25 protein-coding genes, 1 tRNA gene and 2 pseudogenes are annotated in these 25316 nt (G+C 75.1%); 13 read left to right on the plus strand and 15 right to left on the minus strand.

Annotated elements, in window-relative coordinates; all coding sequences use genetic code 11:
- Positions 1-622 (plus strand): amylo-alpha-1,6-glucosidase (locus tag ACFFHU_RS16000; RefSeq protein WP_377339585.1); only part of this gene is annotated, 622 nt, incomplete at its 5' end.
- Positions 623-758: 136 nt separating this feature from the next.
- On the opposite strand, the gene ACFFHU_RS16005 is transcribed toward ACFFHU_RS16000, so the two are convergent.
- The gene (locus tag ACFFHU_RS16005; RefSeq protein ID WP_377339824.1) at positions 759-1652 is read right to left on the minus strand and encodes a 5-oxoprolinase subunit C family protein; all 894 of its coding nucleotides are present in this window, start codon (positions 1650-1652) and stop codon (positions 759-761) included.
- Positions 1649-2488, minus strand: coding sequence for a 5-oxoprolinase subunit B family protein (locus ACFFHU_RS16010; RefSeq protein WP_377339588.1), 840 nt, complete (start codon positions 2486-2488; stop codon positions 1649-1651). Before ACFFHU_RS16010 ends, ACFFHU_RS16005 begins: the two co-directional genes overlap by 4 nt.
- Positions 2489-2620: 132 nt before the next feature.
- Here ACFFHU_RS16010 and ACFFHU_RS16015 point away from each other — a divergent pair, with 132 nt between their 5' ends.
- The gene (locus ACFFHU_RS16015; RefSeq protein ID WP_377339591.1) at positions 2621-3904 is read left to right on the plus strand and encodes an aldehyde dehydrogenase family protein; all 1284 of its coding nucleotides are present in this window, start codon (positions 2621-2623) and stop codon (positions 3902-3904) included.
- Here the strand turns inward: ACFFHU_RS16015 and ACFFHU_RS16020 are convergent.
- The 7 genes from ACFFHU_RS16020 to ACFFHU_RS16050 form a co-directional block, all read right to left on the minus strand.
- Positions 3888-4550 (minus strand): alpha/beta hydrolase, encoded by a 663-nt coding sequence (locus ACFFHU_RS16020; protein ID WP_377339594.1) that lies wholly within the window; start codon positions 4548-4550, stop codon positions 3888-3890. The two genes, ACFFHU_RS16015 and ACFFHU_RS16020, sit on opposite strands and share 17 nt — an antisense overlap.
- Positions 4551-4793: 243 nt before the next feature.
- Positions 4794-5600 carry a hypothetical protein gene (locus tag ACFFHU_RS16025; RefSeq protein ID WP_377339597.1) on the minus strand — a complete coding sequence of 269 codons (807 nt, stop codon included), beginning with the start codon at positions 5598-5600 and terminating at the stop codon, positions 4794-4796.
- Between the two features lie 63 nt (positions 5601-5663).
- Complete coding sequence (locus tag ACFFHU_RS16030; RefSeq protein ID WP_377339600.1) at positions 5664-6398, minus strand: response regulator; 735 nt, start codon at positions 6396-6398, stop codon at positions 5664-5666.
- Positions 6368-7513, minus strand: coding sequence for a hypothetical protein (locus ACFFHU_RS16035; protein WP_377339603.1), 1146 nt, complete (start codon positions 7511-7513; stop codon positions 6368-6370). The genes ACFFHU_RS16030 and ACFFHU_RS16035 overlap by 31 nt, the downstream gene beginning before the upstream one ends.
- Positions 7510-8691 (minus strand): sensor histidine kinase, encoded by a 1182-nt coding sequence (locus ACFFHU_RS16040; RefSeq protein WP_377339606.1) that lies wholly within the window; start codon positions 8689-8691, stop codon positions 7510-7512. The genes ACFFHU_RS16035 and ACFFHU_RS16040 overlap by 4 nt, the downstream gene beginning before the upstream one ends.
- 96 nt (positions 8692-8787) lie before the next feature.
- A complete protein-coding gene (locus tag ACFFHU_RS16045) occupies positions 8788-8988 on the minus strand; it encodes a hypothetical protein (protein WP_377339608.1) in 201 nt (66 codons plus the stop codon).
- Positions 8989-9010: 22 nt separating this feature from the next.
- Positions 9011-9364 (minus strand): globin family protein, encoded by a 354-nt coding sequence (locus tag ACFFHU_RS16050; RefSeq protein WP_377339611.1) that lies wholly within the window; start codon positions 9362-9364, stop codon positions 9011-9013.
- Positions 9365-9687: 323 nt separating this feature from the next.
- Between ACFFHU_RS16050 and ACFFHU_RS16055 the strand changes: the two genes are divergently transcribed.
- Positions 9688-10800, plus strand: a complete 1113-nt coding sequence (locus tag ACFFHU_RS16055; protein ID WP_377339614.1) for a LuxR C-terminal-related transcriptional regulator — start codon at positions 9688-9690, stop codon at positions 10798-10800.
- Between the two features lie 84 nt (positions 10801-10884).
- Here the strand turns inward: ACFFHU_RS16055 and ACFFHU_RS16060 are convergent, their stop codons facing one another.
- Complete coding sequence (locus tag ACFFHU_RS16060) at positions 10885-11301, minus strand: GNAT family N-acetyltransferase (RefSeq protein WP_377339616.1); 417 nt, start codon at positions 11299-11301, stop codon at positions 10885-10887.
- Positions 11302-11471: 170 nt separating this feature from the next.
- On the opposite strand from ACFFHU_RS16060, the gene ACFFHU_RS16065 reads away from it, so the two are divergent.
- The 3 genes from ACFFHU_RS16065 to ACFFHU_RS16075 all read left to right on the plus strand — a co-directional run bounded on the left by ACFFHU_RS16065 (position 11472) and on the right by ACFFHU_RS16075 (position 13816).
- The gene (locus ACFFHU_RS16065) at positions 11472-12119 is read left to right on the plus strand and encodes a DUF998 domain-containing protein (RefSeq protein WP_377339619.1); all 648 of its coding nucleotides are present in this window, start codon (positions 11472-11474) and stop codon (positions 12117-12119) included.
- Positions 12120-12147: 28 nt separating this feature from the next.
- Positions 12148-12525, plus strand: coding sequence for a YciI family protein (locus tag ACFFHU_RS16070; RefSeq protein WP_377339622.1), 378 nt, complete (start codon positions 12148-12150; stop codon positions 12523-12525).
- A 61-nt stretch (positions 12526-12586) separates the two neighbouring features.
- On the plus strand, positions 12587-13816 hold the full coding sequence (locus ACFFHU_RS16075) for an RNA polymerase sigma factor (RefSeq protein ID WP_377339625.1): 1230 nt from the start codon (positions 12587-12589) through the stop codon (positions 13814-13816).
- On the opposite strand, the gene ACFFHU_RS16080 is transcribed toward ACFFHU_RS16075, so the two are convergent.
- Positions 13788-14465, minus strand: a complete 678-nt coding sequence (locus ACFFHU_RS16080) for a GNAT family N-acetyltransferase (RefSeq protein WP_377339627.1) — start codon at positions 14463-14465, stop codon at positions 13788-13790. The two genes, ACFFHU_RS16075 and ACFFHU_RS16080, sit on opposite strands and share 29 nt — an antisense overlap.
- 78 nt (positions 14466-14543) lie before the next feature.
- Between ACFFHU_RS16080 and ACFFHU_RS16085 the strand changes: the two genes are divergently transcribed.
- Positions 14544-14681, plus strand: coding sequence for a hypothetical protein (locus ACFFHU_RS16085; RefSeq protein ID WP_377339630.1), 138 nt, complete (start codon positions 14544-14546; stop codon positions 14679-14681).
- Positions 14682-14715: 34 nt separating this feature from the next.
- On the opposite strand, the gene ACFFHU_RS16090 is transcribed toward ACFFHU_RS16085, so the two are convergent.
- The 3 genes and pseudogenes from ACFFHU_RS16090 to ACFFHU_RS16100 all read right to left on the minus strand — a co-directional run.
- Positions 14716-14895, minus strand: coding sequence for a hypothetical protein (locus ACFFHU_RS16090; RefSeq protein WP_377339633.1), 180 nt, complete (start codon positions 14893-14895; stop codon positions 14716-14718).
- Positions 14896-15107: 212 nt separating this feature from the next.
- Positions 15108-15180, minus strand: a tRNA-Arg gene (locus ACFFHU_RS16095).
- A gap of 969 nt (positions 15181-16149) precedes the next feature.
- Positions 16150-17178: pseudogene (locus ACFFHU_RS16100) on the minus strand (alpha/beta hydrolase); the annotation flags it as partial.
- 185 nt (positions 17179-17363) lie between these two features.
- Between ACFFHU_RS16100 and ssb the strand changes: the two are divergent.
- The 3 genes and pseudogenes from ssb to ACFFHU_RS16115 all read left to right on the plus strand — a co-directional run.
- Positions 17364-18020, plus strand: a pseudogene (ssb, locus tag ACFFHU_RS16105) (single-stranded DNA-binding protein); the annotation flags it as partial.
- A 771-nt stretch (positions 18021-18791) separates the two neighbouring features.
- Positions 18792-19790, plus strand: coding sequence for a cobalamin biosynthesis protein (locus ACFFHU_RS16110; protein WP_377339635.1), 999 nt, complete (start codon positions 18792-18794; stop codon positions 19788-19790).
- Positions 19787-21337 (plus strand): cobyric acid synthase, encoded by a 1551-nt coding sequence (locus ACFFHU_RS16115; RefSeq protein ID WP_377339637.1) that lies wholly within the window; start codon positions 19787-19789, stop codon positions 21335-21337. The genes ACFFHU_RS16110 and ACFFHU_RS16115 overlap by 4 nt, the downstream gene beginning before the upstream one ends.
- A gap of 11 nt (positions 21338-21348) precedes the next feature.
- Here ACFFHU_RS16115 and ACFFHU_RS16120 read toward each other — a convergent pair whose 3' ends face one another.
- Positions 21349-21807 carry a rhodanese-like domain-containing protein gene (locus ACFFHU_RS16120; RefSeq protein WP_377339639.1) on the minus strand — a complete coding sequence of 153 codons (459 nt, stop codon included), beginning with the start codon at positions 21805-21807 and terminating at the stop codon, positions 21349-21351.
- Between the two features lie 112 nt (positions 21808-21919).
- Here ACFFHU_RS16120 and ACFFHU_RS16125 point away from each other — a divergent pair, with 112 nt between their 5' ends.
- The 3 genes from ACFFHU_RS16125 to ACFFHU_RS16135 all read left to right on the plus strand — a co-directional run bounded on the left by ACFFHU_RS16125 (position 21920) and on the right by ACFFHU_RS16135 (position 25300).
- Positions 21920-22561: a uridine kinase family protein gene (locus tag ACFFHU_RS16125; RefSeq protein WP_377339640.1), complete on the plus strand. Its 642-nt coding sequence runs from the start codon at positions 21920-21922 to the stop codon at positions 22559-22561.
- Positions 22562-22670: 109 nt separating this feature from the next.
- The gene (locus ACFFHU_RS16130; protein ID WP_377339643.1) at positions 22671-23801 is read left to right on the plus strand and encodes a M48 family metallopeptidase; all 1131 of its coding nucleotides are present in this window, start codon (positions 22671-22673) and stop codon (positions 23799-23801) included.
- A gap of 152 nt (positions 23802-23953) precedes the next feature.
- Complete coding sequence (locus ACFFHU_RS16135) at positions 23954-25300, plus strand: dipeptidase (protein ID WP_377339825.1); 1347 nt, start codon at positions 23954-23956, stop codon at positions 25298-25300.
- Positions 25301-25316 lie beyond the last annotated feature (16 nt).

Here is a 25316-nt window from a genome sequence, read left to right on the forward strand (position 1 = left end):
GGATGGGGAGTATTACGCGTTGGCGTTGGATGCCGAGGGTGGGCAGGTGGACGCGTTGTCGTCGAACATCGGGCATCTGTTGTGGAGTGGGATTGTCACCGAGGAGCGGGCGGGCAAGGTGGCGGCGCATCTGATGGGTGACCGGTTGTTCTCCGGCTGGGGGGTTCGGACGTTGGCCGAGGGGGAGGGTCGGTACAACCCGATCGGTTATCACACGGGGACGGTGTGGCCGTTCGACAATTCGTTCATCGCGTGGGGGTTGCGCCGGTACGGGTTCGTGGAGGAGGCCGCCCGGGTCGCCGATGCCATCATCGACGCCGCCGAGTATTTCCACGGCCGGCTGCCGGAGGCGTTCGCGGGCTACGACCGGGAGCTGACGAAGTATCCCGTGCAGTATCCGACGGCGTGCAGCCCGCAGGCGTGGTCCAGCGGCACCCCGCTGCTGTTGATGCGGACCATGCTTGGCCTGGAGCCGCACGAGGGTCACCTCGCGGTGGACCCGGCGCTGCCCACCAGCATGGGCCGGATCGAGTTGCTGGACATCCCCGGTCGGTGGGGCCGGGTCGACGCCTTCGGTCGGGGCCGGGTGGACGTGCGCGATCCCCGACGCTTCGCGGGCTGACCCGCGCGCCGCCCAGCGCCGGCCCCGGCCCGAGCGCCGGCAACGGCCTTAACGCTGGCAACGGCCTAGCGCCGGCAAGGGCCTCACGCCGGCCTCGGCCTTGGCGCCGGCAACGGACTCGGCGCCGACATTCGGCTCAGCGCCGGTGCCAGCGGAACCGGACCGTGCTTCCCGGTCGGGCCTGCCCCACCCGCCACATGTCGTCCGGATGCACCACGCCGATCACCGGATATCCGCCGGTGGTGGGATGGTCGGCCAGAAAGATGATCGGCTGGCCGTTCGGCGGCACCTGCACCGACCCGAGCACCATCCCCTCGCTGTGCAGCTCCGTGCGGTCCGCCGCGGTCAGCGCCGGACCGGTCAACCGGAGGCCGATCCGGTTGCTCGCCGGGCTCACCTCGTACGCCGTCTCCGGCAACCCCGCGATGGCGGCGGCGGTGAACCGGTCGTCCCGTGGTCCCGGCAGGATCCGCAGCCGGAGCTCGACGGGGATGCCCGGGCGTGGCGCCAGGTCGACCGCGGCCGGCGGGCCGGCCGGATCGCCCAGTGGCAGGCGGCTTCCGGCGGTCAGCGGCGGTGGCCCGAGCCCCGAGAGCAGATCGGTGGCGCGGCTGCCCAGCACGGGCGGCACGGCCAGCCCGCCGCCCACGGCGAGGTAGCGCCGGACCCCGCGGTCCGCCGGCCCGATCCGGAGCAGCCGGTCGGCCGGCAGGTACACGGGACGGTCCGGGTCGACCGCCCGCTCGTCGACGGCCAGCGCACCGGGCGCCCCGGTGACGGCGACCCAGCGACCGGCGGTGAGCCGCAGGTCGACACCGAGCAGGGTGGTCTCCAGCCCGGCCGCCGACTCCGGGTTGCCGACGAGCCGGTTGGCCAGGCGGAGGCTGTCCGGGTCGACCGCGCCGGACCGGGGCACGGCCAGATGGGCCAGGCCGGGCCGACCGAGATCCTGCACGGTGCTCAGCAGGCCCGGTCGCTCCACGACCAGGCCGGCCCGCGGCGTTCCCGGCCGCCCGCGGGCCCGGCTCAGGACCGGCCCACCGGGCGGTCGGCGTCCGGACCGCGGCGGTCCGGGTAGCGCCGGTCCGGGCCGGTCTCAGCGCGGTCGGGGTCCGGGCCGCGGCGGTCCGGGTCGCAGCGGTCCGGGCCGGTCTCAGCGCGGTCGGGGTCCGGTTCGCGTCGGCCCGGGCTCGGGCCGGTCTCCGGACGGTCTGGCACCGGTTCGGTCGCGTCGGGCAGGGCTGTGAACCGGACCCGGACGCCCGGCGTGAGCCGGGCCGGTTCCGGCCGGGTCTCGTCCCAGAGCGCCATCGCCGTCCGACCGATCAGCTGCCATCCGCCGGGCGAGCCGGTGGGGTAGACGGCGCTGTACTCGCCGGCCAGCCCCACGGCGCCGGCCGGTACGACGGCGCGCGGCGTGGGCCGCCGGGGGACGTGCAACGCCGCCGGCGTCCCGGTGAGGTACGCGAAGCCGGGCGCGAACCCGCAGAACGCCACGGTGAAGTCGGCGCCGGTGTGCGCGGCGATCAGCCCGTCCCGGTCCAGTCCGGTGCGCCGGCACACCTCGGCCAGGTCGGGTCCGTCGTACCGGACCGGAATCTCGATCGGCGGACCCGGCGGCACCGCCGCGGCCGTCCCGTCCCAGGTGTCCAGCAGGGCGGCTAGGTGGGCCCGGTCGGGCCCCGCCGGCCCGGCGTCCAGCAGCACCGTGCGGGCCCCCGGAACCAGGTCGAGCACGCCCGGCAGCAGCCCGGCGGACCGCCGCGCGGCGAGGTGCCGGTGCAGGGCCTGGGCGGCCGGCCCGGTGGGCACCTCGAGCAACCAGGACCATCGGCCGACCGGCAGCACCCGGACCGGGTTCACCACGCGGCCTCCAACCCGACCACTGGGACACTCGTCGCGGGAGCCCGAGGGGGCCCCGGCCATGGCGTACCTTCATCGATTGGGCAACCGACAGCGACAACCTACGCCATGGGGACGACGGAGGGACGCGGAAGCATGAGCGAGCGCAGCGAGCGGGGGACCGGGGCGGCGGTGGCGGCCGCGGCGACGGCGGCCAGGGCGGCCAGCGGCTCGATCGCCGGTGCGGACGACGGTCAGATCGACGCGGCCCTGCGCGGCATGGCCCGGCTGCTGGCCGAGGCGGCCGAACCGGTGCTGGCGGCCAACGCCGAGGACGAGCGGGCGGCCCGGGCCGGCGGCATGGGTGGTGGTCTGCTGGACCGGCTCCGGCTCGACCGCGACCGGCTGCGCGGGATGGCCGGCCAGCTCGAGGCGCTGGCCGGGCTGCGGTCCGAGCCGGCCCGCCGGCGGCTGCGGGACCTCGACGGCGGCCTCGCGCTGTACGAGTGGCGCCGGCCGGTGGGGGTGATCGGCGCCAACTTCGAGGCCCGGCCCAATGTCGTGGTGGACGTCGCCTCCCAGCTGGTCAAGTCGCACAACGCCGGGGTGCTGCGCACCGGCTCCGCCGCGCTCGGCTCGGCCGTGGCCCTGGTCGACCGGGTCGTCGCCCCGGCCCTCGCCGCCGCGGGCATCGACCCCGGGGCCATCCAGCTGGTCCGCGAGCCGGGCCGGGCGTCGGCCGAGGCCCTCGTCCGGCTGCCCGACCTGGTGCCGCTGGTGATCCTGCGCGGCAGCGGCGACAGCACCCGGCACCTCGCCCGGGAGGCGGCGCTGTCCGGGGTCCGTACGCTGGCGCACGCCGACGGGGGCGGCGTGCTCTACCTGCACCCGGCGGCGGACCGGGCGATGGCCGCCGACATGGTCGAGCGCGGGCTGGACCGGCTGGGCGTCTGCAACCGGCTCAACCTGCTGCTCATCGACGCCGAATGCTGGGACGAGCTGGCCCCCGCCATGGTCGAGCTGCTGGGCCGGCGGGAGCCGAAGGTGGCCGCGTCGCTGCCGCCGCACCCGCACCCGCTGGGCTACGAGTGGGCGCTCGACGACGGCAACGAGGCCACCGTGACGATCGCGCCGGCGCACGGCGCCGCCGACGCCGCGCGGATCGCCAACGAGGAGACCTCCGGGCTGGCGGCCGCCATCGTGACCGAGGACGCCGCGGCCGCCGCCGAGTTCCTCGGGGCGTACGCCGGCACGGGCGGCTTCTGGAACGCCACGACCCGGCTGCTGGACGGATTCAAGCTGCTCGCCCTGCCGGAGACGGGGATCAACATCGACCGGGTGCCCGGCCCGCGCGGGCCGGTCACCTACCGCGACCTGTGTCTGCGGCAGTACGTCGTGCTGCCGGCCGGCCGGGACCTGGCGGCTACGCCGGCTGGCTGATCCGGGCCGGCAGGTGCGCGGCCAGGAACGCCGCGACGAGCGCGTGCAGGTCGGGTCGCCCGAGGTCCAGCGCGTGCCCACCGTGGGTGACGAGCGCGTGCACGGGGTGCCCGGCCGCCGTCAGGTCGGCGGCCAGGTCGAGGCTCTGACTCACCGGCACGGACCGGTCGGCGTGCCCGTGGGCCAGCAGCACCGGCACCCCGGAGCCGACGTGGGTGGTCACCGTGGCGTCGGCCGTGCGCGGGTCGTCCGGCGCCGGCTCGTGCCCGAGCAGCCCGGTCCACGGGTTGTTGTGCCGGCGCAACCGGAGGAAGTCCGGCGCCAGCGGGTCCACCGCCGGCCAGAACGCCAGCACGCCGGCCACGTCCCCCGGTTCGTCCACGCCGCGCAGCCCGACGTGCAGCGCGAGGGTGCCGCCCGCCGAGTCGCCGGCCACCAGCAGCGGCAGGTGCGGCGCGCCCGCCCGGGCGGCCCGGGCGGCCGCCCGGGCGTCGTGGAACTGCGCCGGCCAGCTCGCCTCGCCGGTCAGCCGGTACCGGCCGGGCACCACCCGCAGGCCGTGCGCGGCCAGCGCCGCCCCGTCCTCGTCGGACCGGGAGTGCCAACCGCCGCCGTGCAGCCAGAGGACGTTCGCGATAGGGGTCACCGCCCCATCGTGCCGGGGCCGGGGATCCGCCGCCCAGCCAGTCTGCTGCGGGCAGAACCCTGTGACGGCGAGTCCTGCAAGTCCGGTCAAACCGGCTCAGAGGCCGGCCGGGCCGCCCGGCCACACTGGCTTGCGGCGCCGGGCCGAAACCCCTTGGTCAACCACAGGTTCCGGCGCGGCCGAGGGCGCCGGCCCGGATGGTGGTCAGCCCGGCGCGGCCGAAGGTGCCGGCCCGGATGGTGGTCAGCCCGGCGCGGCCGACCGGTTCCGGCCCGCGGCGGGCCCGGCGGGATCGTCGAGCGGCCAGCCGGCCGGCTCCGGCAGCACCCACGGCGCGCCGGGCTCGGCCCGCCGGTAGTAGTCGGCGCGGTGCAGGAACTCCACCGGAAGCGATCCGGGCAGGTCCACGCCGCGCCGGTCGGCCAGCTCGGCCGCCGTGGCCGCGGTGTGCGCCTGCCGCCGCAGGGCGTCCCGCTCGGTCGGGGACAGGTCGGTGACCACCGGATCGGCCAGCCGGAACGTCGCAACGGCGCGCCGGATCAGCTGGGCCAGCTCGTAACGGGCGGCTGGGTCGGCCAGATCGCCACCGCCGAGAGCCAGGGCCGGCTGCCGGATGGTGCGCAGCGAGTCGCAGACCAGGAGCAGGTGACCCGGCCGGTCCGGCCGGGTTGCCGGCGGCGGCACGTGCAGCCGGGAGGGCCATTGCCAGCGCACCTGACCGGTGGCGATCCGCGCCGGCGGCTCGTGACGGCGGTGCCGGGGACCGCGGGCCGGCGCCGCGGCGGAGAGCGTCCAGCCGGCGCAGACGTACGCGAGCCGCCGGTCCGTCACGGTGACCTCGGCGGGACGGGGCAGCGACCAGACCCGCTCCCGGTCGACGAACCGCGGTCGCAGCAGGTAGCCCGCCAGGTCCGCCAGCCCGCGCCAGCACACCCGCTCACCGTCCTCCAGGACGAGCTCGCGCCGCCACCCGAGCCGGGGGGAGGAGTCGTCCTCCGCGCGGTCCATCCGGTACGGCTGAACGAAGAAGGGTGCGCTGTCGGACCTCATCGTCGCCCGGCCTCCCATCGAGGGGATTCTCCCCCGCCAGGCTGCCGGCTCAGGTCGCGCGTGTCATGACGGTCGTTGAGGGGTCGGCCGGTCGGTCGACGCGTACGACCGATAGGTGCCGATCTCCTCCGGGCGGACGAGGCCGTCCTCGATTGCCCGGGCGAGCAGCGCCGCCTTGGTGGCGGCCGGCCGGCCCGCGCGGGCGTACTTGATCCGGGCCCGGTCGAGGTACTGCTTGACGGTGTGCTCGCTGATCCGCATCCGGCGGGCCACCGACGCCTTGGACATGGACTGGAACCACAGCAGCAGCGCCTCACGCTCCTGATCGGACAGCGCCGGCCGATCCGACCGGCGATCGCCGACGAACGCGCCGGCCAGCGACGGCGGCACGTACGGCCGGTCGTCGGCCGCCGCCAGCACGGTGCGTACGCAGTGCTCCCGGCCCTCGTGCTTGGCCAGGAACGCCACCGCGCCGGCATCCAGGGCGGCCAGGATGGTCTCCTGCTCGGTGTGCTCCGAATAGACCACGACCCGACGCCCGGCGGCGCTCAGCTCGGCGACCTGGTCGAGCGCCATCCGGCCGTGCAGCCGCAGGTCGAGCAGGATCACCTGGGCGGTCCGGGCGGCGCCGTGACGCAGCAGGTCCGGGTCGTCCCCGGTGGCCACCACCGCCAGCCGGGGCTCGGTGGCCAGCCAGGAGCGGACGCCCTCCACCACGACGGGATGGTCGTCCACGATCGCGACCGTGATCCGCTGGGCCGCCTGGCTCATCCCGCCCGCCACCGGGTCTGCGTCCACACCATCTCCTCGTCGTGCTCGGAAAACCATTCCACCCCGTACCCGGCCGAACCGGAAGCGGGCGTTCCGGCGGGCGGTTCGGGGGCGGGCCCGGCGGTGACGCTCACCACCACCTCGTCCGGCTGCCCCACCACGGTCAGCCGGGCCCACTCCCGGGCGGTGGCGAGGGTGGCCAGCAACGGGTCGGCCAGGTGCCGGCGGGCCTGCACCGGCACCGGCGGCAGCTCGCCGACCACCACGAACTCCACCGGCACCCCGCGCCGCTCGGTGATGTCCGCGCCGGCCCGCAGCTCGTGCAGCAGCGGATCGGGCACGTCGTCGGACTCGGCCATCAGCCGGCGCAGCCGGGCCGCCGCCAGGGCGCAGCGCCGGCGTACCGCCGGATCGGTCGGATCGGCGCGGCCGTCCGTCAGCTCGGCCAGCAGGGCCCCCGCGGTCCGGCTGACCACGGCCAGGCGGTCCCGGCGCTCCCGGCGGGCCCGCGCGGCCGCGGCCCGCTCGGCGTCCAGCGTGGTACGCGCGGCGGCCGTGCCCGCGGTGTCGGCGGCCAGCCGGCGCAGCGTCTGTGCCCCGACCACCAGGATCACCGGCAGCGCCACCGTGCCGTAGACGTACATGCCGAACCGGCTCAGGTCGGCGGCCCGCGGGTCAGTCCGGGCCAGCAGCGCGGCCAGCGCGATGCCGGCGCCCGCGGCCAGCACGGCGACCAGACCGCCGATCCGGCGGCGCCAGAGCACCAGCGCGGCGAACCAGCCCAGCGTGCCCCAGGCCCAGTTGGCGGGCAGGAACAGCAGGCCGCCCGGCACGAACGCGAAGGAGACGGCGTCCGCGCCGAGCAGCGCCGCCAGCAGCGGCCAGGCCGGCAGCGGCACGTCGCGCAGCAGCGCGTACCCGGCCACCAGGCCCACCACCACGAAGGCGAGCCAGGCAGCGCCCTGGACCCAGGGCGCCCGGTACGACGACCAGCTGCCGAGCAGGGCGGGCAGGTTGATGGCCAGGTGCCAACCGAAGGCGATGACCACGGCGGCGATCCGGGTGGCCCGGTCGGCCATGGCCGCGACGGCCGCGGCCGCCTGCTGGGAGGTGCGCGCGGGGGCGCGGCCGGCCGCGGTCACGGTTCCGGCTCCAGGCCCGGCCACTCCAGCCGGATCCGGGTGCCCCGGCCCGGCGCCGAGTCGACCTGCGCGCGGCCGTCCACCGCGGCCAGCCGCGCCCGGATCGACTCGCGCAGCCCGTACCGGTGGGCCGGCACCGAGCCGGGGTCGAAGCCCGGACCGTCGTCCGCCACCTCGACCCGGACGGCGTCGGCGACCCGGAGCGTGACCCGGACGGGAGCCCCGGGCGCGTGCCGGTCCGCGTTGCGCAACGCCTCGGTCACCCCGGCGGCCACGGCGGCCGCCACCGGCCCGGGCACCGTGGCCGGCGCCAGGTCTGCGGCCGGTTGACCGGGCGCCGCGGCCAGGACGGCCCGCAACCGCTCGTCCAGCCGCTCGGTCCCGGCCGCCCCGGCGGGTCCGTCGCGGGCGTCGGCCAGTTCGGCGAGGGTACGCAGATCCGCGGCGGCCCGGTCGCGCAGCCGGGCGTCCGGGTGGGCCGCGCCCAGCCCCACCACGGTCAGCGTGGACAGCACCGTGTCGTGCAGGTCGCGGTTGTGCCGCCGTTCCGCGGCCCGGGCGGCCCGCTCGGACACGGCCCGGCGCACCGCCCGCTGGTACCCGGCGAACGCGGTGTCCGCGCTCCGGCTGCCCCGCCGGGCAAGCCAGGCCAGCCCGGCGGCCGAGAGGGTCTGCACGGTCAGCGTCATGGCGTGCGCGGTGGCCTCGGCGTCCGCCCCGGCCCGGTGCGCGCCCGCCGCGTACGCCCCGGTCACCAGCAGCCCGGCCGGGACGGACCGGCTCGCCGGCAGGCCGAGCTGGGCCACGATGACGGTGGTGCTGGCCATGATGGCCACCCAGCTGACCTCGCCGGGCAGCACCTCGGCGGCGACGAGCCGGCCGAGCAGCAGGCAGGCCGTCGCGGTGAGCGCCACGTCGATCGCGACCGGCGCCGGGCGCAGCCCGCGGCGCACGGCCAGCCCGGCGAACAGCAGCGACCAGGGGGTGAGCACGGCCAGCGACGCCACCAGCAGCGGCATCGAGACCGGCGGCCCGGGCACGGCCAGCGCCGCGGCGGCGCAGGCGAGCCCGGAACTGGCGTGCAGGGCCGCCGAGAAGATCCCGAACACCCGACTCAGCGCGGCGCCGGCCGGAGTCGTGGCCGCGTCCGGACCGGCGAGTGGGGACGACGGAAACACTCGCTGGCTCTCCCCGGTTCGTGGCGTGCCGCGCGCGGGCCGACGGGTTCACATCGACGCGGGGGAATAGCATACCGGTCGGTCCCGGGCACCGCCTCAACTGGCGCGGCGCAGGGGCTGGCCCGTGCTGCCCGGCCGGCGGACCGGGCGGTTACCCAGCCGTTCCCGGTGCCGGCGCTGGTGTTCGCGGACCCGTTCCTCCCAGACCTTCTGGTCCTGTTTTCCATTCGGCGACATCCAGCGGTGCGAACCGTCGTGGTAGTGCATCGGCTCGTCACCCGCTCGCATAACGCTCATCGGTGCCCCCCACCGTGCCCGGTCATACCCGCTCCCCGCTCGGCTCGCCGACCCCGGTGACCACCTGTGGGCGGGCCCGGGTCAGCCCGGCGGTGACCCGGATCAGCAGGTCGGGGCCGAGTCGCAACGGCAGCAGAGTGGTCAGCAGCAGGTGCCCGAGGAGGTCGTAGTCGTCCTCGGACAGACCCAGCCCCCGGTGCGCGGCGACCAGACCGACCGGCAGCGCCGGCGCGTCGGAGTGCAGGGCGTCGACCAGGCCGGCGGTCAGCGCGTCGGCCAGCCGGGACAGGTCGCTGTCCATGAAGTGTGGCGCCAGTTGCTGATCCAGCTCGACCAGCCGGTAGAAGCGTCGGACCGCGGCCCGGACCGCGGTCACCTGACTTGTCGTACCGCTCATCTTGCCCCCCAGCGATAGAGACGGTCGTCTTGCCGCTGCGGCGGTCGCGCCGGCACCTCACCAGGCCCCCCCACGGGCCGCCGTCGCATTCGCCGAACGTGTAGCGGTGGCATTCCGCCTGCCGTACCGTGTGACGAGTCACCCCCCTCGTCCACCCTTCGGTGGGCTGCAGAACTCGGAAATTCCTGAGGCTGTCGGCCGTTGCCGCGACCGGCTCCGTAGTGCGATCCCTTCTTGATCACACAGTGCGGTCGCCAGGGCTGTCGATTGGCAGCTCTGCCGATTCACCGGAGGTGACAGCGGTGTCCACAAGGGGTTACGGCGGTCCTGATGCTGAGCGATGGCTCAGCGTCGTGCTGGCGGTCGGCCGGATCGCGTCGTCCGCCGGCGGCTCCCGCCGGCGGGCCGCCACCGTCCTGCTGGCCCTGCGGAGGCTGCTGCCGTACGACGCCGGGTCGGTGGTCCTGTTCGACGCCGACCGACCGGCCATCCTTCCGCTGGCGATAACCGGATATCGAGGGTTTTCCTCCATAAGGGACGGTCCGCCCGGCGGCCTCGAGGGCGCCTACCGGCACATCGTCCGGGCCCGGCTGGATCGCCCGGGCCCGCCGTTGCGGCTGGACGATCTGCCGCCGGCGCAGGGGGAGCACCCGATCCGTCGGCTGCTTACCGCGGCCGGCCTACCGGCCGGGGTGTTCGTCCCGCTGACCACGGCGGACGGCCGGTCGGTGGGCCTGCTCATGCTGCACACCCGCATGCCCGGACCGGGCGAGGACGTGCTGGACGTGCTCGGCGGCCTGGCACCGACCATCGCGAACGCCGTCGACCCGCTCCGCCAGATGGCCGCGCTCCTGGCGGCCGTGCCGGGGGTGTTCGCCGGCGCGGTGCTCACGGCCGGTGGGACGGTGTTGAGCGTGCCCGGGCTCCCCGGGCACCCGCTGCTGGTCCCCCCGGCCCCGCTGCTCGACACGGCCGCCGCCTCGCTCCGGGACGGCCGGCTCTACCGCACCTTCCTCGTGCCGGGAGCGACCGGTGAGGAGCACGTGTGCGCCACCGTCCTGCCGTCGCCGGGCGATCCGCCCCACCGGCGGTCCGTGGCCGTCCTGCTCTCCCGGATGGGGGACGCCCAGGGGCTCACGCCGCGGGAACTGGAGGTCATGGGTCTGCTGGTGGACGGCTGGTCCAACCGGCGGATCGCGGCGGCCCTGTTCGTATCGGAACGGACCGTGGCCGCCCACATCGAGCACATCCTGGTGAAACTGGAGGTGCCGACCCGCACGATGGCGGCCCTGCGGGCGCTCCGGCTGGGGCTGTTCGTGCCGAGTTCGCTGCTCGATCCGCCGGCGGGCGGCCCGCGGCTGATCCGGGGGGCCGCCGGCGCGCGGGGGCGGCAGTCCTCCGGCTCGGCGGCCTAGGTCGACGAGGTCACCGAGAGCTGCCGGCGGCCGGGTCCGGCTGAGCGCGGGCCCGCCGCGCCCGGCCCGATCAGCCCCGGCCGGTCACCCCCGACCGTCGTCCAACCAGCGGCCGACGATCCGGCTCATCCCGCCCGCCTGGGCCCGGAACCCGAGGGTGGCGTAGAAGGCGGTCATGTCGTCGGTGAACAGCGCCACGTGCTGGCCGGGCACGGTGGCCAGCAGCCGGCGCACCACCTCCCGGCCGACCCCACGACGGCGGTACGGGGCGGCCGTCCAGATGTCCACCAGGTAGGCGTTGCACACCCCGTCGCTGAGGATCCGTCCATTGGCGACGTATCCGTCGCCGACCCGGCCGAAGACCACCGCGTGCGAGTTCTCGTGCGAGCGCCGGTACTGCTCGGGCGTGCGCCCGTTGTCGAACCGGTCGGTCACCAGGGCCGCGCGCAGCCCCGCCCAGTCCACCCCATCGGTGCTCATCGAGAACTCCACCTCGCTCATGCGCCCCACGGTCTCAGAAAGGAAGGGCCCCTTGTTATCGCTTTTTGTATAGGAAGGGCCCCCTGTTAACTCATGGACCGGCGCCGGAAAAAAGTCCGGCGGTCGTGTCGGAGTCGGCGTCTCCCGTTCGAGGTCCAGGTAGCGACCGTCGACGGAGGAGACCCGGCACCATGAACCGCACCTGCAGCCGCACCGACGCCATCACCCGCTCCCTGCTCGGCTACGGCGTCATCGCCGGGCCGTGCTACGTGGCCATCGCGCTCGGCCAGGCGCTCACCCGGGACGGGTTCGACCTGACCCGGCACTCCTGGAGCCTGCTGGCCAACGGCGCGTACGGCTGGATCCAGATCGTGAATTTCGTCCTCACCGGCCTGATGACCGTGGCGGCGGCGGTCGGCCTTCGCCGGGCCCTGCGGCCCGGCCGCGGCCGCGCCTGGGCGCCGGTGCTGATCGGGGCGTACGGCCTCAGCCTGGTCGCCGCGGGCATCTTCAGGGCCGACCCGGCGCAGGGCTTTCCCCCGGGTACGCCGGAGCGCACCCCGGTGAGCTGGCACGGCGTCCTGCACCTGGTGTGCGGCGCGGTGGGCTTCGGCTGCCTCATCGCGGCCTGCTTCGTGCTGGCCGGCCGGTTCTCCCGGGAGGGCCGGCGTGGCCTGGCCGCGTTCTCCCGGATCACCGGGGTGGTGTTCCTGGCCGGTTTCGCCGGCATCGCCAGCGGCTCGCACGGCCCCACGACGCTCGCCTTCGTGGCGGCCGTGCTGCTGGTCTGGGCCTGGTTCTCCCGGGTGTCGGCGCATTTCTACCGGCACCCGGCCTGATCGACCGACGAGTGAAAGGATCCGCAGCATGCGCTACCTCACCCTGCTCAAGGCCACCCAGCCGGCCGGCCCGCCGCCGCCCGGGCTGCTGGACGCGATCATGAAACTCGGCGCCGAGGCCACCGCCGCGGGCGCCCTGCTGGACACCGCCGGCCTCGCGCCCAGCACCGCCGGCGCCCGCGTGACGTTGCGCGGCGGCGGCCTCAGCGTCACCGACGGGCCCTTCGCGGAGACGAAGGAGACCATCAGTTACGCGATCTACGAGGTCCGGTCCAAGGCCGAGGCGGTGGAGTGGGCCACCCGGTTCATGAAGATCCACCGGGACCTCTGGCCGGGCTGGCAGGGCGAGGTGGACGTACTCAAGGTGTTCGGCGCCGAGGACCTGCCCGGCGGCCCGCCCGCCTGAGCCGCGGGCTTCCGGCGCCGCGCGCGCCCGCTGTCGGGACCGGGTGGGAGGATCGGTGGCCGTGACGGCTGCCGATCCTCGCCGCGCCGTGGAGACGGTCTGGCGGATGGAGTCCGCCCGCATCGTGGCGGCGCTGGCCCGGCTGGTCGGTGACGTGGGGCTGGCCGAGGAGATCGCCCAGGACACCCTGGTCATCGCTCTGGAGCAGTGGCCGGCCGACGGCGTGCCGGACCATCCGGCGTCCTGGCTGATGGCCACCGCCAAGCACCGCGCCATCGACCTGCTCCGCCGGCAGACCCGTTACCGGGCCAAGCTCGCCGAGCTCGGTCGGGCCACGCCGGTCGCCGCGGAGCCGGACCTCGCCGCCGGGCTGGACGACTACGTGGGCGACGACCTGCTCCGGCTGATCTTCACCACCTGCCATCCGGCGCTGCCCACCGAGGCCCGGGTCGCGCTGACGCTCCGGCTGCTCGGCGGGCTGACCACCGCGGAGATCGCCCGGGCGTACCTGGTCAGCGCGGCCACGGTGGGCCAGCGGATCACCCGGGCCAAGCGGACCCTGGCCGAGCTGCGGGTGCCCATCGAGCTGCCGCCGCCCGGCCAGGCCGCCGAGCGGCTGGCGTCGGTGCTCGAGGTGATCTATCTGATCTTCAACGAGGGGTACGCGGCCACCGCCGGCGACGACTGGATGCGCCCGGCGCTGTGCGGGGAGGCGCTGCGGCTCGGCCGGATCCTCGCCGGGCTGGCGCCGGCCGAGCCGGAGGTGCACGGGCTCGTGGCGCTGATGGAGCTGCAGGCATCCCGCACCGCGGCGCGGACCGACCCGGACGGAAACCCCGTACTGCTCCAGGATCAGGACCGTGGCCGGTGGGACCGGCTGCTGATCCGGCGCGGGCTCGCGGCCCTGGACCGCGCCGCCGGCACCCTCGGCCCGTACGTCCTGCAGGCCGAGATCGCCGCCTGCCACGCCCGGGCCGCCGCGGCCGAGGACACCGACTGGGTACGCGTGGCCGCGCTCTACGAGGTGCTCGCGTACGTCTGGCCGTCGCCGGTGGTCGAGCTGAACCGGGCCGTGGCGGTCGGCAACGCGTACGGGCCGGACCGGGCGCTGGCGATCGTGGACGGCCTGGACCTGCCGGCGTACGCCCTCCTGCCGGCGGTTCGCGGCGACCTGCTGGCCCGGCTCGGCCGGACCGCCGAGGCGCGCCGCGAGTTCGAGCGGGCCGCGGCGATGACCCGCAACGCCGCGGAGCGCCGGCTGTTCAGCGCCCGGGCGGCGGCGCTGGGGTGACCTCGGATCCGATCCCGAACAACGGCAGGCAGGGTTCCAGGCCCTCGATCGTGACCGGCGGCCGGTCGACGCGTTCCCAGTCGTCGCGGGTCAGCCGCAGCCGCTGCGACACCACCACCCGCCCGTGCAGCAGGTCCCGGGTGATCCCGTCCGGCCGGTAGCCGAGCCGGCCGGAGATGGCCAGCGGCGCGGGGTTGTCCAGGAACGACGCGCTGGTCACGTCGGTGGCGCCGAGGCCCGCGAACAGCAGGTGCAGGGCCGCCGCGCGCATCTGCGTGCCCAGACCGCGACCCTGGTGCGCGAGGCCCAGCCACGACCAGCTGCTCGCCTCGCGCAGCGCGGCGAAGTCCCCGGCACGGGTCGCCTGGGCGCCCACCGGCCGGCCGTCGAGGAAGGCCACCAGTTGGAGCGTCCAGTCCTGCGGCGTCCACCGCCCGAGCGCACTCCAGTGGCCCTGCACGACCTGCCGGGCCCGGTCCGCGGGCGTGCCGTCGGTCCAGGGCGTGAGGAACGGCCGCCGGCCCGGCTCGTGTACGCCGGCCGCGGCCACGTCCGCCAGCTCGGCCAGCTCGTTCTCGGCCGGCAGCCGGAGTTCCAGCCGGGGGGTACGCACGCGCAGGCCGAACAGCGGCCAATGGTCGATCATCATCGAGCGGCATTGTGCCGCGGCGCGCCGGTATGGCGCATCGGGTTTTGCCGTTCGTGAGCCCACCGGGCGTTGTCCTGCGTGGACCTTTTGGTCTGCGCTTGTGCGGCGATCAACGCGTTGGTGGTCCTGCACGACGACAACGACTTCGGCACGGCCTCGCAGCATCTGCCGGACCTCGCCGAACGACGGGTGCGCACGCTTCCGGATCACACCTGAGCGTCCATGATGAAACAGCGTTGGTCGCAGTACCTCAGCGGTACAGCTCGCCGGGGTACGAGTCCTGCTGGCCGTTGTTGCGCCTCACCATGAGGTGATAACGCGGCCTTCGGTGTTCAGGTTGTCGGTGGTCCTCGATCCAGATGGTCTCGCCGGCCTGGACCAGGACAGGGCGCTCGGGCACGAAGTTCTGCCAACGAGTGATCAGCGTCAAGCGGTCCGCCTGCTCCGGGACCCCCCTGTACGGCCCGCTCACGCTGGACCGATGGATCGGCTCTTCTTGCTCATGTGTCCCCCGGCCGGTTGCTCGTCCGCCACGGTGCCACATGGCTGAGAAAGCGTGGACACGGCCAGACGTCGCGCTGCAGTGACGTGGGTGATCGTCTCGATCGGCACGGGCAAGCCGCTGGCCTGAGATGGGGAGGGTGCGCCCGGCAGGATTCGAACCTGCGGCCTTGGGATTAGAAGTCCCCTGCTCTATCCGCTGAGCTACGGGCGCTCCGGTGGTGCGCCAAGAGGGTACCCGGCGGGTGCGAACCGGAGATACCTGCTTACCAGGGCTGACCGATCGGGCGAGGCCATACTAGGTTTTTCCGGGTGAAGGTGACGCGTACCCGGTTCCTGCCCGTCCTCGTGGCGACGACCGACCCCCAGGCACGCCCCGACCAGGTGATCGACGAGTTCACCGACGAGATCGGGGTGGCCTACTCGTACGGGCCACCCTACGGGCAGCGGCTGGTGACCTGGGCGGACCTGGACGACCTGGGGTTGTCGCGGCGGATGCTGCGGCGGACGGCGCTGGAGAACCTGGACCGGGCGCTGGCCCGGCTCCAGGTGGACGGGCAACCCCCGGCGCCGATGCTCTCGTTCTCCGGCCTCGAGCGCGGCCTCGAATCCTCCGCGCTGCTCGCCGACGAGGTCTGGCTGGACCTCGCCGGCGCCGTGCCGGGCGATCCCGTGGTCGGGGTGCCGGCCCGGGACGTGGTGATCCTCACCGGCACCGGGTCACGGCCGGGCCTGGAGCGCGCCCGCCGGGCCGTCGACCGGATCTTCTTCGCCCAGACGGAGCACCTGCTCACCCAGGATCTGCTGGTGTGGCGGGAGGGAAGGTGGCTGCCGTACGAGCCGGCCGCGGGGACGCCGGATCGGCTGCCGTACGAGCCTCGCTCGGGGGCGCCGTACGAGCCGGATCCGGACCCGGGCTACGACCCGGAGCCGTCGTACGGTCCGGAGCCGGGCTATGGTCCGGAGCCTGACTACGACCCGGATCCCCGGTACGAGCCGGACCCGCGGTACGCCCCGGATCCCGGTTACGGTCCTGAGCGGGAGTACGGCCGGCGGGAGCGGCCGAGGTACGACCGGAACCCGGAGCGGCCGAGGTACGACCCTGCTCCGGAACGGCCGGCGTATGACCGGGAGCCGGAGCCGCCGGGATACGACCGGGAGCCGGAACGGCCGGCGTACGGTCCGGGTGCTCGTCCGTACCGGCCGCCGGCACCGCGAAGGGCTGACGACCGTCGCGATGAGTGGCCGGAGCGTCCCGCAGGGCGTCGTCCCGGACCACGAAGGCGTCGACCCAGCGACCCAACTCGCTGAACACCCGCTCCCGCACGGCCGGTCCGGAGAGGGTGAGGTCGTGCATCCCGCCGTCGAAGCGGACCAGCGTGACGTGCCGGCCGAGCCGTGGCGCCCAGCGCACGATGTGTTCGACGTCCAGCACGGCGTCGGCCAGCGAGGCCGATTCGTGCCACTTCGTCCCACGGAAGCTGCGGGTTGAGCAGGCCAGCAGGATCGGCACGGGAATGGCGAGCCCGGCCCGCAGCCGACGCTGCGCCGCGCGGATCGCACCGAGCCAGCCGGCCCGGACCGGGAACCCGGCGAGCGGCTTCCAGGCCAGGTCGTACCGCCATTCACCGCGGTGGTCGGCGTGCAGGCTCTGCCCGTACACGGGGGAGAGCGTGCGCGGGATGGCCCGGTACGGCGCGCGGCGGCCGACCCGGGCGACGGCCGCGGCCAATGGCCGGCGGACCAGCCAGGGCGCGTTGATGTCGAAGAACGGGCTGTTCAGGAAGAGGCCGTCGACCAGGCCCGCCTCGCGCCGGGCGTCGGCCCAGACCGCCGCGATGAGCCCGCCGGTGGAGTGGCCGTTGACCAGCAGCACGTCGTTGCCGTCCGCCCGGATGATCCGGGCGGCCTCGTCCAGCTCGGGGAAGTAGTCGCTCAGGTCGCGGCAGAAGTTGGGCGTCTGGTGCGGTAGCAGGCTCCGGCCGTACTTGCGCAGGTCGAGGGCGTAGAAGTCCCAGCCGCGCGTCACGAAGAAGTCGGCCAGGTGGGTCTGGAAGAAGTAGTCGACGAAGCCGTGCAGGTACAGCACCGCCCGTCCGGTGCGGTCCGCCGCCCGGCGCCGGACCAGGGTCGCGACCACCGGTCCCTCATCGTCGTGGCCCAGGTCCAGGACCTGGCTCTCGTACGGCGGGCCGAGCACATCCGGTTCCACCCGCTCGACGTTACCCCGCCGTAGCAGGTTTTTCCTTGATCAGGCGGCTGTCCACAGGGCCGCCGGTTGTCCACAGCTCGCCGATCCGCGCTGGCCGCCGGACCGGCTCGGGTCGACGCTGGATGGCGAGTCGACTCGGACCGCAAGCCAGCACAGCAGTCAAGCCTGGAAGCAGTGGAGACGAGATGTTCGATACGTACGTGACCGTGGTGGGCAACGTGCTCACCGCGCCGGAATGGCGGCGGACGACCCAGAGCGGCACCCTGGTGGCCAACTTCAAGGTCGCCTCGACCGCCCGCCGGCTGGACCGGGACACCGGCCGGTGGATCGACGGCAACAGCCTGCGGGTCCGGGTGAACGCCTGGCGGCGGCTCGCCGAGGGCGTGGCGGCGTCGGTGATGGTGGGCGACCCGGTGGTGGTGGTCGGGCGGCTCTACACCCGGGACTGGAAGGACGACGCCGGCAACCACCGCACCCTCTACGAGCTGGAGGCCCTGGCCGTGGGCCACGACCTCTCCCGCGGGCGCAGCAAGTTTGTCCGCAACCGGCCCAACCTGGTCACCAGCACGGTGGAGGACGCCGAGGCCGAGGCCCGGATCCGGGGCGAGGCGAGCGAGTCGGTGCCGCTGTCCGAGGCGCCGTCCCGGCCGGGGGAGGTGCCGGTGGACGACGACGGCGAGCTGGCCGACGAGCCGGTGCCGCCGTGGGGCGGGTTCCGCACCTTCGCGGCGGCCGATCGTGGGCCGCTGGGCTACGGGCCGCCCGATCTCGTTCCCGGCCGGGATCTGGAGCCCGACGAGGATGAGGATCCCGGCGATCCGGCCGAGCCGGCGGACGGGCTCGGCGATGGCGCCGGGAGCTGGGCGGCGGACTGGGCCGCGACCGTCGGGGGCGGTCCGATGGCGTTGGACCGGGACCTCGAGCCGTTGTCGCCAAGGGCGGCAACGGAGCCGGTGCCGGCCGGACCGGTGGCGGCGGGACCGGTGGCGGCGGGACCGGTGGCGGCGGGTCCGGTGGCGGCGGGTCCGGTGGCGGGTCCGGCGGCGGTGGAGCCGGTGGCGTCCGGATCGGGCGTGGCCGGGGATCGGCCGACCGGGACCGATCCGGGCGGCCGGGCGGAGCTCGCCGGCGGTGAGGATGGCGGGCCGGTGCCGGGCGGGGAGACCGGGCCGACGACCGGCGGACCGGCGGAGGGGTCCGGTCCGCGGGGTCGCCGCGGCAGGGCGCGGGCGACCGCCGGCGTCTGACCGCGGCCAGCGGGTGTCTCGCGGGACGCCCGAGGCGCACCGCTCGCGGCAACGGGCGGTACGCCGGCGGGGAGGCGGACGCGGCTCCGCGACGGGTCCGCCTCCCCGCAAGCCCGCTGGGACCGGGCGTCAACGCCGCGACGCCGGCCGGCACCCGGGTCACGGACCCTGGGGGCGAGGCGCCGCCGGCGGCCCCGGTGGCGTCCGGCATACGGGCCAGGGAACCGGGCCGGCGAGGCGCTGCTGCCGGCGGCCGGGGTGGTTCCGGCATCCGGGGCAGGGGCAGGGCCGGCGGTGCCGGGTGCCGGCGCCACGGGCGGCGCTGGCTAGGCTGCCGGCACGAATGACGGCGGAGGGGAGCGCGGAGTGGCACGAACGGTGCGGGGGATCCGGGCCGACGCCGTCGGGCTGGCCGCCGGCTACCTGCTGGACGCCGCCTTCGGTGATCCGCGCCGGTGGCACCCGGTGGCCGGCTTTGGCAGTGCCGCAGCGGCCCTGGAACGGCGGCTGTACCGGGACAATCGCCCCGCCGGAGCGGCGCACACGGCGGTCGCCGTCGGCTCGGCCACGCTGCTCGGGCTGGCCGGGGCGGCCCTGACCCGACGCTGTCCGGCGGCCCGGATCGGGCTGATGGCGGCCGGCACCTGGGCGGTTCTCGGCGGCCGGACGCTCCGGTCGGAGGGCCGGGCGATGGCCCGGGCGCTCGCCCGGGACGACCTACCGGCCGCACGGTCCCGGCTCAGCCACCTCTGCGGTCGGGACCCGTCGACGCTGGACGAGGCCGAGCTGGCCCGGGCAACCATCGAGTCCGTCGCCGAGAACACCTCCGACGCGGTGGTGGCGCCGCTGTTCTGGGGGGCGGTGGCGGGGCTGCCGGGGTTGCTGGCATACCGCGCGGCCAACACGCTCGACGCGATGGTGGGGCACCGGTCGCCCCGGTACGCCCGGTTCGGCACGCCGGCCGCCCGGCTGGACGATCTGCTCAACCTCGCGCCGGCGCGGCTGACCGGCCTGCTGACCATCGCCGTCGGCCCGGTGGCGCACGGCGACCGGCACCGGGCATGGCGGGTCTGGCGCCGGGACCGGGCGGAGCATCCGAGCCCCAACGCCGGTCAGTGCGAGGCCGCGATGGCCGGCGCGCTCGGCGTACGGCTGGGCGGGCGCAACGTCTACGCCGGCCGGGTCGAGGTCCGCCCGTTCCTCGGGGACGGGCCCCGGCCGGAGTTCCGGCACATCCGCCGGGCGGTCCGGATCTCCCGAGCCGTGGGCCTGGCCGCGTTGGCCGGCGCCGTCGCGGCGGCCACCGTTCGGGGCGCGGTCGCCGGGTCGGCCGCGGCGTTCCGGACTGCCCGCGGTGACCGGTGAGCGGTGGACTGCTGGTCGCCGGGACCACGTCGGACGCCGGCAAGAGCGTCGTCACGGCCGGGATCTGCCGGTGGCTGCGCCGTCGGGGCGTGTCGGTGGCGCCGTTCAAGGCACAGAACATGTCCAACAACTCGGCCGTGGTGGTGGACGCCGACGGCCGGGGCGGTGAGCTGGGACGGGCCCAGGCGATGCAGGCGGCCGCCTGCGGCCTGGCACCCGACCTGCGGTTCAACCCGGTCCTGCTGAAACCCGGCAGCGACCGGTCGAGCCAGGTCGTGCTGCTCGGCCAGGCGGTCGACACCATCGACGCCGCCAACTTCCGCGCGCTGCGGCCCCGGCTGGCCGAGACCGCCTTTACGGCCCTGGCGGAGTTGCGGTCCCGGTACGACGTGGTCGTCTGCGAGGGTGCCGGCAGCCCCACGGAGATCAACCTGCGGGACGCGGACTACGTCAACCTCGGTCTGGCCCGGCACGCCGGCCTGCCCACCGTGGTGGTCGGCGACATCGACCGGGGTGGCGTGTTCGCTGCCATGTTCGGCACCCTGGCGCTGCTGGACGCGGCCGACCAGGCGCTGATCGCCGGATTCGTGATCAACAAGTTCCGTGGCGACCCCGGGCTGCTCCGCCCGGGCCTGGACATGCTCGCGGCCGTGACGGGACGGCCGACGTACGGGGTGCTGCCGTGGAACGTCGACCTGTGGCTCGACGCCGAGGACTCCCTGGCGTACGGGCGGGTGCTGGGCCGGCCCGGTCCGCCCCGGGGCACCCAGTGGCTGGACGTGGCAGCGGTCCGGCTGCCCCGCATCTCCAACGCCACGGATCTGGAGGCGCTGGCCGTGGAGCCGGGGGTCCGGGTCCGGCTCACCGTCGAGCCCGCCGAACTCGACGCGGCCGACCTGGTGGTCCTGCCCGGCACGAAGGCCACCGTCGAGGATCTGGACTGGTTGCGCCGTACCGGCCTGGCCGAGGCGGTGCTCCGGCACGCCGCTGCCGGCCGCCCGGTGCTGGGCATCTGCGGCGGCTTCCAGATGCTCGGCCGCAGCATCGAGGACGGCGTCGAGAGCGGACGTGGCCGGGTGCCGGGCCTCGACCTGCTCCCCACCGAGGTGGCATTCCAGCGGCGCAAGACGGTCACCCGATCGACCGGCTCGGCCTTCGACGGGATTCCGGTGCACGGCTACGAGATCCACCACGGGCGGATGGTCGGTGCCGGGAGCGGCGCGTCGCCGTTCCTGCGGTACGCCGACGGGACCGGAGAAGGCGCCGTTCGGGGACCGGTGTTCGGCACCCACTGGCACGGTGCGTTCGGCGCCGACCCGTTCCGGCGCCGGTTCCTCACCGAGGTGGCCCGGCTGGCCGGCCGCGCCGGGTTCCGGGTCGCCCCGGACACCTCGTTCGCGGGAGCCCGGGAGCGGACCCTCGACCTGCTCGGCGACCTGGTGGAGGAACACCTTGACACCGATCGGCTCTGGCGGTTGATCGAGTCCGGCCCGCCGCCCGGCCTGCCGTTCGTGCCACCGGGCGCGCCGCCCGCCCCGGCGGGTTGACCGTCGGGTCGTCAGCGGCGTACATCGGCCGGGCCGGCCGTGACCGGAAGGCCGGCGTCGCGCCACGCGGCGAAGCCGCCCACCAGGTCGGTGGCCCGGTGCAGGCCCATGCCGCGCAAGCTGGCCGCCGCCACGCTGGAGCTGTAGCCCTGGTGGCAGACCACCACGATCTCGAGGTCGTAGCTCTCCGCCTCGGGGATCCGCCAGTCGCTCCGGGGATCGAGTCGCCACTCGAGGACCGTCCGGTCGATCACGATCGCGCCGGGCAGTTCGCCCTGCTCGGCCCGCTGCGTCTCGGTACGGGTGTCGACCACCAGGGCGCCGCGCTCGCGGGCCGCGAGGGTCTCCCGCGGGCTCAACCGGCGCATCCCGGTCCGGGCCCGGGCCAGCAGACCGTCCACTCCGGGAGCGGACACCTCCGGCCGCTGAGCGGAAAATTGTCGCACCGGATCATTCTGCCGCCCCGCCATCCACCGCGCCGGCGAACCCACCGCCCCCCGACCCCTGTCCCGCGCCGATCATGACGGCTGATCTCCGGATCGGCCGCCAACTCCAGGGCCTCGGTTCGGCGCGGGAGACTGGATGCGAAGGGGGTGGTCGGCGGTGGTGGTGGAGACGTACGCGGAGCTGGCCCGGCGGATCCGGGCGGCGCCCGCCCGGCTCGGCGCCGTCCGGCTGGTCGCCGTGGACGGACCGAGCGGCGCCGGCAAGACGCTCTTCACGGCCCGGCTGGCCGACGCGCTGCAGGGTCCCCGGGAGCAACGGGCGGACGACGTGACGGTGCTGCACACGGATGACCTGCTGGACGGCTGGGCCGACCAGTTCACCTTCTGGCGCCGGCTGGACGAGCAGGCGCTGGAGCCGTTGCGTGCGGGCCGGCCGGGTGGTTACCACCGGTACAGCTGGCTGCGGGAACGCTTCACCACGCCTCGCGTGCCGGTCCCGGCGCACGGGGTGCTGCTGATCGAGGGGGTGAGCGCCGCGCGCGCCGCGATCCGGCCCGAGCTCACCCTGGCGGTGTTCGTCACCGCGCCCGACCCGCTCCGGCTGGATCGGACGCTGGCCCGGGACGGGGAGCGGCTGCGCCCGCACCTGTTGCGCTGGCGCGCGGCCGAGGCCGGGCACTTCGCCGCCGACGGTACGGCCGAGGCCGCGGATCTGCTCGTCGACGGCGCTCCCACCGGGCTGGTCGATCCGGGTCGGCACTATCAGCGGTTGCGCTGAACCGTTGCCGTAGGCCATGGACTCGGCGGTCCGGCTGGGGCACGATCGGGACGGGCCAGCCGGCGCGGAGGAATCGGCGGCGGCCCAGCCGGCGATCGGGGAGTACGCCATGACGACAGCTGACGACACCGGGGCCGCGCTGCCGGCCCGGCGCCGGGTGGTGCTCACCGGGATCTCGTCCCGGGCCTGGGAACACCCCGCCGACCGGGGCGCGCTGACCGCGCTGCGCGAGCTGCGCGGCTTCGACGAGGTGATCAAGGCGTTCGTCGGCATGTGGAACGAGCGGTCCTTCCGGCTGTCCTATCTGGCCGCCGGGATCCGCGTCGACCACCGTCAGTACCCCCGGGTACACCAGCGGTACGCCGAGGCGGCCAGCGCGCTCGACCTGGCCGAGCTGCCCGAGCTCTTCGTCACCCAGTCTCCGTGGATCACCGCCGAGGCCGTGGGGCTGGATCGCCCATTCGTGGTGCTCGGCTCCGGCGCGATCAACCAGCTGGACGACGACGAGCTGCGGTGCCTGCTGGGGCACGAACTCGGCCACGTGGTCAGCGGCCACGCCGTGTACAAGACCATGCTGACGATCCTCAGCCGGTGGGCGGCCAACCTGAGCTGGCTGCCGGTGGGCGCCCTCGCGCTGCGGGCCATCATCGCGGCGATGCTGGAATGGTGGCGCAAGGCCGAGCTTTCGGCGGACCGCGCCGGCCTGCTCGCCGGCCAGGACCCGGCGGCCGCCACCCGGCTGCTGATCAAGCTGGCCGGCGGCGGCGACCTCAGCCAGATCGACACGGCCGCGTTCCTCGAGCAGGCCAGCGAGTACGACGGCGGCGGTGACCTGCGGGACAGCGTGCACAAGCTCCGGATGACCGCGTGGAGCAGCCATCCCGCGCCGGTGGCCCGGGCCGCCGACCTGCGTCGGTGGGTGGACTCCGGGGAGTACGGGCGGATCCTGGCTGGCGACTATCCGCGGCGCGACGACGACGGCTCGTCCTCGGTCACCGACGAGATCAGGGCGGCGGCCCAGTCGTACCGGGAATCCTTCAACTCCTCGGCGGACCCGCTGGTGGGGCTGCTGCGCCGGCTGGGAGACGGTGCGGGTGAGGTCGGCGCGTTCGTGGGCGGCGGCGTGGGCCGGGCCCGCGCCTGGGCCGGCGCGGCGGGGGAGGCGGCGGCGCGCGCCGCCCGCGCCCGCCGAGCCACCGGGGACGCCCATTGGCCGGGCCCCGCCGACCCGGTCGACTGACCCTGCTCGCCCGGGTTTCATCGATCGTGCGGTGGCGGTGGGGACGCGACGGTCGCCGACGCCCATAACGGGCAGCACGCCCCCATGATCGACGGGAGAGGCGGCGGGTCAGGGTGGGGCCGCCTACGATCGCGGTCATGACCAATCCGAGCCTGACCGAGTCCGACCTGCGTGCCGCCATCGAACGGGAGCTTCCCGGTGTCCGCGCCGACCTGGAACGGCTGGTGCGCATTCCCGGCATCGCGTTCGACGGCTTCGACCACTCGCATGTCGAGCGCTCCGCCGAGGCGGTCGCCGAGTTGCTGCGCGGGTGCTCGCTGGACGTCCGCATCGTCCGGTCCGGCGGTCAGCCCGCGGTGATCGGCACCCGGCCGGCGCCGCCCGGCGCCCCCACCGTGCTGCTCTACGCCCACCATGACGTGCAGCCGGTGGGCGACCGCTCGCTGTGGCAGAGCGACCCGTTCGAGCCGGTGGAGCGGGACGGCCGCCTCTATGGGCGGGGTGCGGCCGACGACAAGGCCGGGGTCATGGCGCACGTGGCCGCGCTGCGGGCGTTCGGCGACCGGCTGCCGGTCGGTGTCGTGCTGTTCATCGAGGGCGAGGAGGAGTTCGGCTCCGATTCGCTGGAGCGGCTGCTGGAGGAGCACCGGGCGGACCTGGCGGCCGACGTCATGGTGATCGCCGACTCGGGCAACTGGGACATTGGCCAGCCCGCGCTGACCACCTCGCTGCGCGGCCTGGTCAACTGCTTCGTGGAGGTCCGCACGGGCACGCACGCCGTACACAGCGGCATGTTCGGCGGCGCCGTGCCGGACGCCGTGACCGCGCTGGCGCGGCTGCTGGCCACGCTGCACGACGACGCCGGGGACGTGGCCGTGGAGGGCCTGGTCGGCCGCACCGGGGCCACCGTCGACTACCCGGAGGATCGGCTGCGGCACGAGGCCGGGCTGCTGGACGGGGTCGAGTTCATCGGCACCGGCCGGCTCACCGACCGGATCTGGACCAAGCCGGCGCTGGCCGTCCTCGGCGTCGACGCGCCGCCCACGGCGGGCGCGCCGAACGCCATCGTGCCGGTGGCCAAGGCCAAGCTGAGCCTGCGGCTCGCGCCCGGTGACGACCCCAAGCGGGCGTACGCCGCGATCGTGGCCCACCTGGAGAAGCACGCTCCGTGGGGCGCGCAGGTCACCGTGAGCTTCGAACACGACGGCGACGCCTGCGAGATCGACGCCTCGGGCCCGATGTACGACGCCGCCCGCGCCGCCTTCGAGACGGCCTGGGACGGCACCGCCCCGGTGGAGATGGGCGTCGGCGGCTCGATCCCGTTCATCGCCACGTTCCAGGAGATGTTCCCGGCGGCGGCGATCCTGGTGACCGGCGTCGAGGACCCGGACTCCCGGGCGCACGGGCCGAACGAGAGCCTGCACCTCGGCGAGTTCGCCCGGGTGTGCCTGGCCGAGGCGCTGTTGCTGGCGAACGTGGCCGAGGCCGGCCGGGGCTGAGACGCGCCGGCTGAAA

Origin of the sequence: Plantactinospora siamensis, from assembly GCF_042434095.1 — a bacterium.
Taxonomy (GTDB): domain Bacteria; phylum Actinomycetota; class Actinomycetes; order Mycobacteriales; family Micromonosporaceae; genus KBS50.

Excerpts from the sequence above, each read along its gene's own strand:
- ACFFHU_RS16130 (WP_377339643.1), top strand. The coding sequence starts at position 22,671 with ATGACGACAGCTGACGACACCGGGGCCGCGCTGCCGGCCCGGCGCCGG.
- ACFFHU_RS16125 (WP_377339640.1), top strand. The coding sequence starts at position 21,920 with ATGCGAAGGGGGTGGTCGGCGGTGGTGGTGGAGACGTACGCGGAGCTG.
- ACFFHU_RS16060 (WP_377339616.1), bottom strand. The coding sequence starts at position 11,301 with ATGAGCGAGGTGGAGTTCTCGATGAGCACCGATGGGGTGGACTGGGCG.
- ACFFHU_RS16080 (WP_377339627.1), bottom strand. The coding sequence starts at position 14,465 with ATGATGATCGACCATTGGCCGCTGTTCGGCCTGCGCGTGCGTACCCCC.
- ACFFHU_RS16065 (WP_377339619.1), top strand. The coding sequence starts at position 11,472 with ATGAACCGCACCTGCAGCCGCACCGACGCCATCACCCGCTCCCTGCTC.
- ACFFHU_RS16045 (WP_377339608.1), bottom strand. The coding sequence starts at position 8,988 with ATGAGCGTTATGCGAGCGGGTGACGAGCCGATGCACTACCACGACGGT.
- ACFFHU_RS16015 (WP_377339591.1), top strand. The coding sequence starts at position 2,621 with ATGAGCGAGCGCAGCGAGCGGGGGACCGGGGCGGCGGTGGCGGCCGCG.
- ACFFHU_RS16070 (WP_377339622.1), top strand. The coding sequence starts at position 12,148 with ATGCGCTACCTCACCCTGCTCAAGGCCACCCAGCCGGCCGGCCCGCCG.
- ACFFHU_RS16120 (WP_377339639.1), bottom strand. The coding sequence starts at position 21,807 with ATGGCGGGGCGGCAGAATGATCCGGTGCGACAATTTTCCGCTCAGCGG.
- ACFFHU_RS16025 (WP_377339597.1), bottom strand. The coding sequence starts at position 5,600 with ATGAGGTCCGACAGCGCACCCTTCTTCGTTCAGCCGTACCGGATGGAC.